Origin of the sequence: Paenibacillus sp. W2I17, assembly GCF_030815985.1 — a bacterium.
Classification (GTDB): domain Bacteria; phylum Bacillota; class Bacilli; order Paenibacillales; family Paenibacillaceae; genus Paenibacillus.
Map to the genome: position 1 here is coordinate 4547806 of NZ_JAUSXM010000001.1, position 13995 is coordinate 4561800.

The 13995-nt window shown below is 48.0% G+C and carries 14 protein-coding genes; 1 reads left to right on the forward strand and 13 read right to left on the reverse strand.

All coding sequences use genetic code 11. The features are described from left to right. Positions 1 to 376: 376 nt before the first annotated feature. From QF041_RS20430 to pth, 13 genes are all read right to left on the reverse strand, one after another. On the reverse strand, positions 377 to 907 hold the full coding sequence (locus QF041_RS20430; RefSeq protein ID WP_017691357.1) for a S1 domain-containing RNA-binding protein: 531 nt from the start codon (positions 905 to 907) through the stop codon (positions 377 to 379). Between the two features lie 198 nt (positions 908 to 1105). Beyond that, positions 1106 to 1444, reverse strand: coding sequence for an FtsB family cell division protein (locus QF041_RS20435; protein WP_307415465.1), 339 nt, complete (start codon positions 1442 to 1444; stop codon positions 1106 to 1108). A gap of 11 nt (positions 1445 to 1455) precedes the next feature. Then, positions 1456 to 2025 (reverse strand): spore cortex biosynthesis protein YabQ, encoded by a 570-nt coding sequence (gene yabQ, locus QF041_RS20440; protein ID WP_307415466.1) that lies wholly within the window; start codon positions 2023 to 2025, stop codon positions 1456 to 1458. Next, positions 2022 to 2306, reverse strand: coding sequence for a sporulation protein YabP (yabP, locus tag QF041_RS20445; RefSeq protein ID WP_036606119.1), 285 nt, complete (start codon positions 2304 to 2306; stop codon positions 2022 to 2024). The genes yabQ and yabP overlap by 4 nt, the downstream gene beginning before the upstream one ends. 172 nt (positions 2307 to 2478) lie before the next feature. Then, positions 2479 to 2757, reverse strand: coding sequence for an RNA-binding S4 domain-containing protein (locus QF041_RS20450; RefSeq protein WP_017691361.1), 279 nt, complete (start codon positions 2755 to 2757; stop codon positions 2479 to 2481). Continuing rightward, positions 2757 to 3029 carry an HU family DNA-binding protein gene (locus QF041_RS20455; protein WP_017691362.1) on the reverse strand — a complete coding sequence of 91 codons (273 nt, stop codon included), beginning with the start codon at positions 3027 to 3029 and terminating at the stop codon, positions 2757 to 2759. Before QF041_RS20455 ends, QF041_RS20450 begins: the two co-directional genes overlap by 1 nt. A gap of 310 nt (positions 3030 to 3339) precedes the next feature. Next, on the reverse strand, positions 3340 to 4833 hold the full coding sequence (gene yabN / locus QF041_RS20460; protein WP_307415467.1) for a bifunctional methyltransferase/pyrophosphohydrolase YabN: 1494 nt from the start codon (positions 4831 to 4833) through the stop codon (positions 3340 to 3342). Positions 4834 to 4981: 148 nt separating this feature from the next. Continuing rightward, positions 4982 to 6730 carry a putative polysaccharide biosynthesis protein gene (locus QF041_RS20465; protein WP_307417018.1) on the reverse strand — a complete coding sequence of 583 codons (1749 nt, stop codon included), beginning with the start codon at positions 6728 to 6730 and terminating at the stop codon, positions 4982 to 4984. Positions 6731 to 6896: 166 nt separating this feature from the next. Next, a complete protein-coding gene (gene spoVT / locus QF041_RS20470) occupies positions 6897 to 7439 on the reverse strand; it encodes a stage V sporulation protein T (RefSeq protein ID WP_036606123.1) in 543 nt (180 codons plus the stop codon). Between the two features lie 330 nt (positions 7440 to 7769). Beyond that, complete coding sequence (locus QF041_RS20475; protein ID WP_307415468.1) at positions 7770 to 8930, reverse strand: peptidylprolyl isomerase; 1161 nt, start codon at positions 8928 to 8930, stop codon at positions 7770 to 7772. Further along, positions 8914 to 12441 carry a transcription-repair coupling factor gene (mfd, locus tag QF041_RS20480; protein ID WP_036606125.1) on the reverse strand — a complete coding sequence of 1176 codons (3528 nt, stop codon included), beginning with the start codon at positions 12439 to 12441 and terminating at the stop codon, positions 8914 to 8916. Before mfd ends, QF041_RS20475 begins: the two co-directional genes overlap by 17 nt. Before the next feature lie 272 nt (positions 12442 to 12713). Beyond that, positions 12714 to 12944, reverse strand: coding sequence for an anti-sigma-F factor Fin (gene fin, locus QF041_RS20485; RefSeq protein ID WP_017691368.1), 231 nt, complete (start codon positions 12942 to 12944; stop codon positions 12714 to 12716). A 97-nt stretch (positions 12945 to 13041) separates the two neighbouring features. Then, positions 13042 to 13602 (reverse strand): aminoacyl-tRNA hydrolase, encoded by a 561-nt coding sequence (pth, locus tag QF041_RS20490; RefSeq protein WP_036606126.1) that lies wholly within the window; start codon positions 13600 to 13602, stop codon positions 13042 to 13044. 139 nt (positions 13603 to 13741) lie between these two features. Between pth and QF041_RS20495 the strand changes: the two genes are divergently transcribed. After that, positions 13742 to 13942, forward strand: coding sequence for a hypothetical protein (locus tag QF041_RS20495; protein WP_307415469.1), 201 nt, complete (start codon positions 13742 to 13744; stop codon positions 13940 to 13942). Positions 13943 to 13995 lie beyond the last annotated feature (53 nt).

Below are 13995 nucleotides of genomic sequence, written 5' to 3' on the forward strand. Positions count from 1 at the left end.
TGGGCAGGGTCCAAAAAGTTTACGACAAAAGAAACAAGCTTGGCGCGGTGGAGCGAAACCCCGGCCTTATTGTGGTTTCATTCCTTCTCCTACTTGATTCCGACAATCGGAATGTCTGATTTTGAACCGGAGATGGTTTGGTCTCGCCACCATTTGAGCAGGATAACTGTGGAATGCCACGGAAACCTGTCGGTAAAAAATGGTAGACGACAAATGTTCTTATGGTTTCATTTTGCCGTGCAGAAAAACTGGGGATATGGAGCTTCACCTTACAAAAAAAGCTATTCAACTACTTATCTGTGATAGAAACGCAAAAAAAACCGTTAGCCCATGGGCTAACGGTTTTACTTATATGTTTAGATCAGGTTGTGACAGATTACACACGCTTGGCTCCACGGCCTCCGCGTTTGCCTTCTGTGTTCTTCTTAAGCGAAGAGATCCGCTCTTCACTATCTTTCAGGAAGCGTGACATTTTATCCTCAAATGAAGGTTTGCCTGCTGCGGGCTTGAAAGAACGGCCTCCGCGGTCACCACGGTTAAATCCACCGCCGCCACCACCACGACCTTGGCCACCACTTGGGCCTCCGCCGCTGAATCGTTCGCGATCTCCTCCACTGCGTTCCGGTCTAGGAGCTCTCGGGGGTCTAGATTGGGTTTGTTGCTCAACCGGTTTGTCAACAGCTTGCTTAATGGAAAGTCCGATCTTGCCATCCTTGTCAACGTTGATAACCTTCACTGTAACGAGGTCATTCAGCTTCAGGTGGTCGTTGACATCTTTGACGTAATTGTCGGCGATTTCCGAGATGTGAACGAGACCCGTGACACCTCCTGACAGATCCACAAATGCTCCAAAATGCGTGATTCCTGTCACCTTGCCCTCTAACTTGGTGCCCACTTCAATTGCCATAGAATAAAATGATCCTCCCTTAAAAATATACAACCCGATTTTTTGAATGCCAAAATCAATGCTGCGCTAATGTAATTATACCTTATGCCATAAACCAAGGTCAACTGAACACTACCCCATCAGAGAGCCTATTTTTTCCGGTTTAACGGTTTCAGACACACGGATAACAAACCTAGCTCGGTAATAGACCGAATTCCATCAGTTCCCTGACTCTTCAACCTGGATCGGCGTTTCCTCAGGAAGGAGATAATATCCTTTTTTCCGTGCCAGCTGTCCTATGTATTCAGGGTCATTCAACCGGCTGACTTCGTACTTCAACTGTTCCAGCTTCTTCAACGTATCTTCCTTTGAAGCTTGCTGAGTGGCCAGATGAGAACTCTTGTCCGAAATTTGTGCAGTCTGCACAAGGAATGTATATCCTGCCCATATTACAAATACAATCATAAACGTCATCCAAAGCATGAGGCGCCTTTTTGCACCGGCAGATTTTCCTTGGTTAGTTGGAGCCTTTGATCTGCCCACAGGTGTTTTACCCATTACGGACCTCCTTAAAACCAGCGTTTCCATATCGCTGCAATTCTTGTACCCACACGGATCATGAAGCGTGGCGTTACCCAATGTTTCAGGAGCGGCCTAAACATCCAGCGGAACAACTTGCCGAAAGGTACCAAACACTGCAGCACCAGCCTGCCCAGGAATAATAGTATCGCAATTACAAAACCGAATAATACGCGAATTAACTTATAAATTCCTTTAACCGGCATAACGATCAGGATGTTAAGGATATGTCCACACCAATGAATCAGCGTTCTTGCGAGTTTAATTAACATTACCACAAAACGCTGGGTTGTAACACTTAAAAGCCAAAAATAGAAGCAAACCCCTATAATCAGCCCCAAAAAGACATAAAACCGCAACTGTCCGTGGTTTCCGGCGTATAGCATCCGAAAAACGAACAGCGCGGAAGCAACCCAGTACAACAGATCGAGCGTGTGTATACTCCATCTCGGAAATCGCAGCTGTCCGGACAGTACCCGGTAACTGTCGTAGGCCATTCCCATCACGACCCCCGAGGTAAGCATCCACATCAATGTGATCCATTGAGTATCCGGACTCATCGGAACATCTTGCCAAACAGGCCTTTACCATTTTTGGACTGGGAACCGGGGTCCAGATATTGGAGCGAACTGACTGTGCCTTCAATGGATAACAAACCTTCCTCCAGGCTCAGGTTTTTGATATGTAAATTGTGCCCCCGGATGGTCAGATGCCCAAGTTCAGTCTGCAGCAAAAATTCCTCACTGTCGAAGCTCTCCACGTTGGAGACACCCGTCAGATCCAGCAGTTTCCGATTCTGCATGCTCAGATGATGCTGTTTGGCCTTACCGTGCTCAACCATGGCATGTACCCCTCCTTCTTACACCTAGCTTATGGGTGTGGAGGTTGGAATAGAACCAGCGTTGTTGAACAAATAAACCGGCATCCAGTAAAAACAAAAACGCCCTTCCCTGTTACAGGAGGACGTTTCGATTCAACTTGCATTGAATGAATATTTAATACCAGATGTACTGTTACCAGTTCATCCCGTTATCCTTGGCGATCGGCTCTTCCTTCACCAAGGTGTAGAGGCTGCTCGCCTCATCCTTCTTGGTACTCTCGGCAATTCGTTCCACCCTCACGGTGACCAGTTTCTGACCGAACTGAACCGTCAGCTCATCGCCCACTTTGACAGCGGCGCTGGGCTTTGCTTCACGTCCGTTCACTAGAACACGTCCCTGTTCAGAGACGTCCTTGGCCACAGTGCGGCGTTTGATTAGCCGGGAGACCTTCAGGAATTTATCAAGACGCATTATTTTACGGCTTCTTTAAGTTTGTTGCCTGCTTTGAATGCAGGAACAGTGGACTCAGGAATCACGATTTCATTCCCTGTTTGTGGGTTACGTCCGGTACGACCGGAACGTTTGCGGGTCTCAAAAGTGCCAAAGCCGATCAATTGTACTTTGTCTCCGCTGGCAAGTGCATCTGTAATTTCTCCCAAAAAGCCGTTTAATACGGACTCAACGTCTTTTTTAGTCAAACCACTTTTGGTTGAAATGTTGTTAATCAGATCTGTTTTGTTCATTTTTAAAAGCCTCCCAAATTGAAAAAAAAGTATCTGCGAGCCCTGACAATACATCGATTGCCACTGGTTTCGCGTAAGGTTACTACACATGTATTCTGGCTTGGCATCTGAAATCCTGCCTTGGTCCGCGACTTTTTTTAGCTTTTTGTCGATGGTCCGCAGGCAACAGTCTAAGACCAGTACCCGAAACCATCCGTCGCTAAACACCAACCCCAGTTTACACAGATGAACACATGTTCGTATTATCATAACACACTGCATAGCATGAATGGAATAAGGTTATCTGGCTTTTCCCAGAAAATTGAACCTGTTATAATCCTGCCTTCTTCGCATCCTGCCAGAATTGCTCCATCTCTTCTACATTGCTTTCTGCTGGTGTTCTTCCCTGTTCGCGAAGACGCTCTTCGATGTACTGGAACCGCCCGATGAACTTGCGGTTGGTCGCAGCAAGCGCCTCTTCCGGGTCCGTATCGATGAATCTTGCAACGTTTGCGGCTGCGAATAACAAATCACCCAGTTCAAGCTTCCGTTCTTCCGCAGACTGGCCTTGTTGCACCGCTTCTTTCAACTCCGCCAGTTCTTCCTCGATCTTGGCAAACACACCTTCAACATCATCCCAGTCAAAGCCTACTTTGGCTGCTTTCTTCTGCAACTTGTATCCCTTCATCAATGCAGGCAAGTCACGCGGTATACCATCCAGCACGGAAACCTTCTGCTGATCCTGGCCTTTGCGCTTCTTCTCCTCTGCCTTCATCTGTTCCCAGTTCTGAAGGGCTTCATTCGCATCTTCTGCCTGATTATCGCCAAAAACGTGTGGATGACGGAAGATCAGCTTATCATTCAAACCTTCGATGACATCATACACATTGAATGTACCAACCTCTTCTTCCATCTGGGAATGCAATAAAATCTGCAGCAGCAAATCACCCAGCTCTTCTTTCATATGGTCGGGGTCATCCTCATCGATCGTCTCAATGACCTCATAGGTCTCTTCAATCAGGTTTTTGCGAATGGACTGATGTGTCTGCTCCTGATCCCATGGACAGCCGCCCGGACTGCGAAGAATATTGACGATCTCATGCAACCGCGCAAAGGAACGGCGACGCAGGGCATCATCGGTGTTCTTCGGTACATAGATCAGTGACAGATTGCCGTACCCTTCGATCCGGTCCAGTTCATGCAATGGAATCTTGTGAATGACCTCCTGGCCCTGTACACCCAACGCGTGACCAACAAATACCGGATAATCATCCGGGTAAACCTCCATCAAGCATAGCTTCACATCTGAAGCAGTGAACACATCGTAGACTTGTCCAATCAATGTATGTAGCTGTGGTTGTACCAATTCCGTGTTCAGGCTGCTGGCATCTAGGAGTTGAAACCCTTCGATTGGATCGAATCCAAGCCGTATAAAGGCTTCGTCCAGAAAGCTCTCTCCGCCCATGACACGCAATGAGATACCCATCTGCGGACAACGTTCTTTGAGCAGGCGCACACTTGCTTCTGCTACCATCGGATGACCGGGTACGGCATACACAATCTCGGTTCCGGCCTCACCCTTGCGAGCGGCTTCTATCAGTTGGTTTGCGATCTCATCATACACCTCGGGGAAGGAGGACTTCGCCTCATAGATAGCATCAAATGATGTCATCTCCAGCCCCTCTTGTTGCAGATCATTCAATACGGGATGATCCAGGGTACGTACATACAGCGTAGCTGCATGTTTCATTTTTTTGATAATACCTACGGTCAGTTGGTCTGCATCTCCAGATCCAAGACCCACTACGGTTAAAGCTGCACTCATTACGTAAACCTCCATCCGGACTATCCTGTTGCAAGCTTACAATTATTGTACCTGAACAGGACTAATTACACGTATTATACCAGAATCATTCGATATCCTATAATTGCATATTAGCTGTGCTGGGTGTAGAAGCACCGTAAGCATGGAGCTAGCGCAGCACACGCAGTCTGCGCAGCAGCTTGGCAAGGCGAGGCCCTAACTTGGGCACGGCCGCCAGCTCTGCGGCGGTCAGTAGCCCTGTCCGGGCCGCTGCCAGCAAGAACACGGCCGAGCCTGCGGCAATGCCCAGCAGGCTCACGCCCATCGCGGCCAGCCTGCGGTCGGCCGCGACACCCATGCCGCCGAGCACCGCTTCGGCGGCCAAGGCCGTGCCTACCGCCGCCAGACTCATGGCGGCGATCACCAGCGCCGGCTTCGCCAGGACGGCGCCAGGGGCAGGGCGCAGGGCGACAAGTCGCGCCAGCAGCGCCACATTCAGGCCAGCCGCCAGCATATAGGCGACTGCGCCTGCCAGAGCCGCGCCGCTGATGCCCAGCGCCGGCACAAGCATGACGTTCAGCAGCGCCTTGACGCCTGCGGCGGCCAGCATGCTGAACGCGGGTGCACGCACGGCGCCGAGGCCTTGCAGCAGCGCCGCCGCAATAATGCTGACGGTGCTGCCCGCAGCCGTCAGCGCCATGTACCGCAGTGCTTCGGTGCCTGCGGCATCTCCGTACAGCATGCGGTTAATCGGCTCCGCCAGCACCGCGAGACCCGCGGATGCCGCCAGGCCGATCAACCAGAACCAGCGCAGCGCGAGGCCTGCTTGCTGCCGGACAGCTTCTGGCCCGCCCTTTAACCGGGCTTCCGCCATTGCTGGAATAAACAGCACAGACAGTGACGTGGCCAGCATCGTCACCAGTTGAACCAGCGGCAATCCACGGTTATAGATGCCGAAGGAAACCATCGACTGAAGCTCATCCAGTCCTTCTCCTCGCAGCAATCGGGGCACGGTGAAGGTATCCACCAGATTCATCAGCGGTACGGCCAGCGACCCGAGACAGACGGGAATGGCATACATGAGTAGCGTCTTGATCCACTCACCATTGGATCGTGATCTTTCTGCCAGACCAGGGTTAATAGCACTCACCGTTTTCTTCAGCGGCGTAACCGGTGTATTCTCCTGACGCTCATGATGATCTGATCCAACCTCTCCGCTGTTACTGCTCCATTCCGAATCCAATTGCCCGATTCGCTCTTCCCTGCCTTTCCGCCGATGTCGGACCATGTACCCTAACATGGTTAACAGCCCAACCATTCCACCAACAACGGAGCCCATCATGGCGCCAGCGGCAATAGTCTCAAGCGAGGCGTCCCGTCTCATCAACCACAGAAGCAGAACAATCATGACGGTGACACGTATCGTCTGCTCCACCACTTGTGATACCGCTGTTGGAACCATCTGTTGTAACCCCTGAAAATATCCACGCAGCCCTGTCATCACCGGTACGAACAACAACGCCCATGAAGCTGCACGAATCGATGGAACCACATGGCGATTGCCAATCATGTCAGCGATCAGCGGCGCACCTGCATACATCAAGAGCGCCATTATAATTCCAATTCCCCCGAGCAGTAGGGAAGATAGTCGAATAATTCTTCTGCTCTCGTCTGGTCTTCCGAGTGCGTTCTGTTCTGCTACGAATTTGGATACGGCCAGAGGCAGCCCTGCAGCAGCAAGCGTGATAATGAGCATATATAACGGATATACCGTACTGTAGATGCCAAATACACCGTCTCCCCCCAGATTCTGCAGCGGAATCTTCTGAAAAGCACCAATAATTTTAGAGATAATGGCGGCAAGCCCAAGTATAAATGCACCCTGTAGCAGCCTTGAGCCTGTAGACGGCTGTTTCATAATTCCCTCCCTGCGTAATCCTTTTAAGCATACCTTGCTATTATAACTGCCTGAAGGCACACAGACTAACCCTCCCCATCACAATCATCCGGATTAACTTCGTTGTCCCTTAAAATGCAAAAACTCCCGTATGCCCAAAACAGGGCACCAGGAGTTGATCTGCGATCTATTGTTCCATTTGCTTGCCAAGGAAACCAGCAGCCGTCTCAGACATCTTCACTTCCATCTGAGACATCTTCACCGATTCATCCTTATTGAACAGGATAACCGTCCCGATGGGGTCACCACCTGAAATAATCGGCGCAATAACAAAAGAGGATAACGTCTCGTCATGATCTTTGCTAAGCTCATAAGAACCGTTGTTTGTTTCCAAAATGGTCTTTCTGTTTTCCATACATCCCTCTAACAGTTGACCTACCTGCTTGTCCAAATACTCTTTTTTCGAACCACCTGCCACCGTGATAATGGTATCCCGGTCAGAAATCATCGTTACATGTCCTGTACTCTCATACAGGGATTCTGCATATTCTTTGGCAAAATCACCAAGTTCGCCAATTGGCGAATATTTTTTAAGGATAACTTCTCCATCACGATCCACGAAAATTTCCAGTGGATCACCTTCACGAATACGTAACGTACGGCGGATTTCTTTTGGAATGACCACACGACCAAGGTCATCTATACGGCGGACAATACCAGTAGCTTTCATTTCACATGTTGCCCCACTTTCTCGAGAAGATTTTTCAACTACTGTTCCTTAATGGGTAGAGGAAAGTCCCAGAACGTTTAGTGTGATATCTTGACCATAGTATTCATCTGTTCCCATTTCCTTATACATGCTTCGGAGAATATAGTTGTGTAACTTTCGAAGAAGGCGACCATGTACCCATACGACTTGAATATATAAAAGAAGAAGCAAGAAGGAGGTCCTAAGTCCTCCCCTTGCTTCTCTGTATGGTTGTCCATATTTACGGAGTACAAGGCATTCATTCGGGCGAATTTAACCCTAAACGTATGCTAACACAGCAATTTTACCAGCTTACTTACTGCTTGTACCTTCATCTGTAGTTGCATCTTTGTCTGTTCCAGTCGTACCTTGGTCAGTCTTGGTATCCGTACCTGTGGAGTCATCCGTTTTTGGTTCGGTTGTTTTCTCTCCTTCAGTTCCTGTACCCGTAGTGCCTTCAGTTGTGCCTTCAGTCTTACCTTCTTCAGCTTTTTCTGTTTTTGGCAGTTTAACTTCTTTTACGATTTTGTCCAATTCATTTTGCATGAACGTGTCGATTTCGGCTGCAGCCAATTGGCTCTTCAGGCTTTCTTTTTGTTCAGCCGTCAATTTGGCAAAGTCAGCTTCTGTACGAGCTTCCACTTTCATGACATGGTAACCGTACTCTGTCTCTACTGGATCACTGATTTTGTTCAGTGGCAACGTTTTTGCAGCTTCCTTAAATGCCTCTACCCAGCTACCTACAGGTGTATTTTCATACAGTCCACCCTTTTCAGCAGAACCTGGATCTTCGGAATATTTTTTTGCAATTTCAGCAAAATCAGCTCCGCCATCCAACTTGGTTTTTACTTCTTTTGCAATTTTAAGTGCATCTTCTTTTTTACGCTCTTTTTGCGTTTTTGGATCTGTGAAGTTAATCAGCACGTGACGAACGGAAGCCGTTGTGAACTGATCTTTGTTTTTCTCAAACTCAGCCTTGATTGCATCGTCCGTAACGCCTGTTTCTTTATCTTTGATTACTGTCATGATCCGAGTCATGTAGTCTTTAATGTTGTCGTCAGTCAGTTTCTGAGCTTTGAGCATTTCTGTCCATTGATCTGCCTGAACAGAAGCTTTCATTTTATCGAATTGCTCAGTTGCCGCTTTTGTACCGGCTGTTTTGGCATCTTCAGTTGCTTTGCCACTCAGATATTCATAAGCAACTTCCTGTTTCACCAAATACTCCTTGAAATCGTCCATATCCATCATTTGTGCATACTCCGGATAGAGGAATTTCATGACACGTTGCTCCATGTCAAATTCATTGGCTGTAATGGTACCACCATCATACGTAGCGACTACAGCACTTGTATCCGTCGATTCCGGTGTTTTTGCTTCTTCCTTCTTGCCACATGCAGCAAGCAGTGATAAGGATAGTACTGCGACCATGCTCACAGACAGTACTTTTCCTACTTTTTTATACTTTGGTAACATCCTTTAGTTCCCCCTTTGATTTAAAAGCAGTTTTCATGGACTCCAGAATTTTCTCTACCAGCTCCATCAGTTGCTTATCCCCAAGCCCCTTGCCTTTAGCGTGAATCAGCATATGGGGTCCTTGTTCAAATTGTACACGTCTTTCGAACTGATTTCCAATGTGCGCGATTTTCGAGAGTTCAAAGGCATGTTCACGCCCTTCATAGAACTTCACGGTAATGTCCTCACCACGTTGGGAAATGGACTCAATACCGTAGATTTTGCCGTATACTTTCATCCGCGCAACAGCCAGCAAGTTAATGACGGCTTCCGGAAGATCACCGAATCGGTCAACCAATTCGTCTTCCAACTCCATCGCATCGTCGAAGGATGCAATGACCGCCACTTTTTTGTAGATCTCAATCTTCTGAATACTGTCATAAATATAATCGGACGGCAAGTAGGCATCGATACTGAGGTCCAGCGTTGTGTTCCACTGATCGGAAGGTACCGGCTCCTCGCCAAGCATCGTAACTTTGCGTTTGTTGATCTCCTCCGCAAGCATCTGGGAATACAGATCAAACCCGACGGAAGCGATGAAACCATGCTGCTCCGCTCCTAGCAGATTTCCCGCACCACGAATCGACAGGTCACGCATGGCAATTTTGAATCCTGAACCCAGTTCAGTGAATTCTTTGATTGATTGCAGACGTTTCTCAGCAACTTCAGTAAGCACTTTATCCCGTTGGTACGTAAAATAGGCGTACGCAATACGGTTGGAACGACCCACACGTCCGCGCAGCTGATACAGCTGGGAGAGTCCCATTTTATCCGCATCATGTACGATCAGTGTATTTACGTTCGGAATATCTACCCCGGTCTCGATGATACTTGTGCTCACAAGCACGTCATATTCACCATCCAGGAAGTCCAGAATCGTTTTCTCCAGCTCTGTTTCCGACATCTGACCATGTCCTACACCAACTTTGGCTTCAGGCACAAGTTCAGAAATTTCGGCTGCCATCTCCTGGATTCCCTGAACACGGTTGTAGAGGTAATACACTTGCCCACCACGGGCAAGCTCACGCTCAATGGCTTCACGCACAAGCGCCTGGCTGTGTTCAACCACATAGGTCTGCACCGGGAAACGATTCTCTGGTGGAGTCTCAATAACGGACAGATCACGCACACCCAGCATGGACATATGAAGCGTACGCGGAATCGGCGTTGCCGTCAGTGTCAGCACGTCCACATTGGTTTTCAGCTTCTTCAATTTTTCCTTATGGGTGACACCGAAACGCTGTTCTTCATCAACAATGAGCAGTCCCAGGTCCTTGAACACCAGATCCTGCGACAGCAATCGATGCGTCCCGATGACAATATCCACTGTGCCTGCCTTGATGCCTTTGGCTGTTTCATTCTGCTCTTTACGGGAGCGGAACCGGCTAAGCACATGAATGTTAAACGGATAACCGGAGAAGCGCTCACGGAACGTCTCAAAATGCTGCTGTGCCAAAATGGTTGTTGGCACGAGTACAGCCACCTGTTTGCCTTCAATAGCCGCTTTAAATGCAGCCCGAATAGCCACCTCGGTTTTGCCGTAACCAACATCCCCACACAATAAACGATCCATTGGACGGTTTTGTTCCATGTCCTTCTTGATTTCTTCGATCGCACGCACCTGATCACGTGTCTCATCGTAAGGGAACATGTCCTCAAACTCCTGCTGCTCCGCAGAATCCTTGTCGAATCCAAACCCTTTGGAGGTCTGACGCTCTGCATACAGCTTAATCAGATCATCAGCAATATCCTGTACAGATGTGCGGACTTTATTTTTGACCCGTGTCCACTCATTGCCGCCCAGCTTGTATATTTTCGGTTCTTTCTCTTCGGAACCAACATATTTTTGAATCAGATCGATCTGCTCAATAGGTACAGACAGTTTGTCTCCACCCGCATAGAGAATATGCATGTAGTCCTTATGAATACCGCCAACCTCGAGGGTGCCGATCCCCAGGTACTTACCAATCCCGTGGTTCTGGTGAACGACATAATCGCCCACTTTTAGCTCGCTATAGGATTTGATCCGTTCAGCATTATCTACATTCCGAATCGGTTTGCGTACTTTACGCTGTTTTTGCGAGAACATCTCGCCCTCGGTCACAACAGCCAAATGAATGGACGGCATTTCAAATCCCGTTTGCAAATTACCAATCATCATCTCTGGCTCTGGAATATCATAGTCCATCAGTACCCGACGCATCCGCTCGAGTCGCTCCTCACCGTTCGCCAGCATGAGCACTTTGACTCCGGCCTTCTGCCAGCGCTCCATCTCTGCCTTCAGTACGTTCATCTGTCCATGGAAATCCTGCATGCCACGACTGATGAAGTTCAGAATGTTCTGTGGTTGGGTGTGTGGAACTTGGCGCAAAAAGATCGACATAAACAGCGTCTGGAATGGACGCTCATACAAGAGTTCATCACCGTCTGCGGATAATGGAAGATCCGGAAGTGTTTTTCCGTTTTGCATCAAATGCAGGTTCCACTCCGATTCATCACGGTCCAGTTGTTTTGATGTCTCCGATAGTCTCGCAGGCTCATCAAGAACCAGCAGGGTATCTTCTGGCATATAGTCGTAGATCGTTTTGTTCTCCGGATAGAGCGGAGAAATATATTTGTACATTTCGGAGAAATACACGTGTTCCCGCAAAAGCTCGATCTCCCGGTGAATTTCCTCACGAAGACGCAGCTTCGCCTGCCGATCCGTCATTTTCTCCAGCTGTTGCTCCAGCAAAAGAGCAGCCGCATCGGCAGCCTTTTCCATACGTTCACGATCTGCAATTAACTCCTTGCATGGTAAAACCGTAATTTCTTCAATCCGTTCAATCGAACGCTGATCCGCTGGATCAAATGTCCGAATGGAGTCGATCTCATCATCAAATAACTCCACCCGATATGCGATCGATGAAGTAACCGGATAGAAATCGATGATACCTCCGCGTACACTCATCTCACCACGAGATTCCACGCGTTCCACACGCTCATATCCGAGCTTTACCATCTCCAGCAGGAAGGAGTCCAGTTGAAGTGTGTTGCCCTGTTTGATCAAAATTCGAGCATTGGCCATCACTTCCGGAAGCGGAACATAACGTCTTACCCCGGAAAAAGGAATAACAACAACGCCCCTGAATCCCTGGGCGCAGCGGACCAATACATCAATACGCTGACCCAATGTTTCCGGGCTGGAAACAGCAGCTTCCGCAGCGACAAGTTCGTTGGCAGGATAGATTAACACCTGATCAGGTGAAAGCGCTTCCTGTAAATCTTCTGCAATTTTTTGAGCTGAAAACATATTATGTGTCACTACGAGCAATGGTCGGTTCATTTCCTGATGCAGAGCAGCCAGCATAATCTGACGCGCCGAGCCGGATAGACCCGAAACCAATTGTTCCTTCATGCCGGACTTGATTCCGGCTGTAATGGACCCGAAGTCCGGATCTTTGGAAAAAGCCTGTATAAGTGCTTGTAACAAAAGGGGCACCTCTCTTATAACTTACTTGATTATCTCACGCATACGCGTAGCATCACTATTAAAATGGATACAAATTCCTTTTTCTCCTGTTTCATCATATCGGATTACTCGCAACATTGCCACATCTGTTGATGCGGCTGAGCCTGATTTCGAGCTAGCGATGGCTTTCATGCCAACTGAAAAGAAGCCTCAGCAGGCTGCCAAGGCTATAAAAGGTGGAGCGTTATTACGCAACCGCCCTCAACTGTCATTCGATCCTGTACAGGCGATGTCTACTGAAGCGGACTCGCGAGCAGGCTAAGCTCCGGATTGTGCTCCAGGGCTTCCTTACAGTAATCACATGTAATCCGAACGGTAATGTCACCACCGGAATTATACGCTATTATATCCCTCCGCTCGTCGGGGGTCAAGAAATGAAAGCCGAGCTCTACTTCCGTTATCCGGGCAGAATCGATTCGTCCAATAAAGGTACGGCAATGCCTACATACGTAATTCACTGACATGTTTATGCCTCCTGAACATGGTTTATACATCCAGTATGTCCAGTATGGCTGAATCGAACCCGTCTTTTATGATCATTTTACCGTATGTCTAACAAAATTAACCGTTAAACTTCGCCATTGTTTGTTCAAACGTATGAGTCAAGCTATGCTCCAGAGCATCACATGTTTGCTCAATGGTCTGATCCAGGGCTTCTTTTTCTTTCTTCATGAATGTCGACAGTACATAATCAACAATGGCATGTCCTGGTTCAGGTCTGGATATTCCCATGCGCACCCGGTTAAACTGCTGTGTACCGGTATGCTGAATAATGGACTTGATTCCATTATGTCCGCCTGCACTACCTTGGTAACGCAATCTGACTTTGCCAATCTCTGTATCCATGTCGTCGTACACAACAATTAGATCTTCAAGACTAACTTTATAAAAATCCATATACGCTCGAACCGATTCACCAGACAAGTTCATATAGGTCATTGGTTTAATCAGTACAGTTTTCACACCGCCAATATTGCCTTCTCCAATCAGCGCTTTACATTTATTCTGTGTAATGGAGATATTATGACGATCAGCCAACCGATCCAGTGCCATAAAACCGATATTATGACGGGTTTTGGCATAGTTCGAGCCTGGATTTCCAAGTCCGACAATCCACTTCATCTTGTTCCCTCCTTCGGATTAGCCTGAGGTGAGGCATAGACTTCGAATGTTATATTTCATATAATATCAGGAAAGTAAAGATCGATTTACTGTAGTGTTCACAGTTAATATTTTATCGACCCAGGAAGGTGAGCGGGTTTTGCGCGAAGACAATGGACAACTGACTCAACATAGCGATTTTATCTATCATCTCGAATATCACGTACCTGTACAGGTATACGACCGCGACACCCATATTGAGATTGGTCTAATCACACGTTTCGATAATCAATTCGTCGAAATTGCCGACACGCTTTTTCATCGGCATCGTTTCCGATTTATCTCCCGCCCCGGGTATTAACCATATAAGATGAACGAAACATTTTACACTGGATCACTGCGCGTGCAGAAACA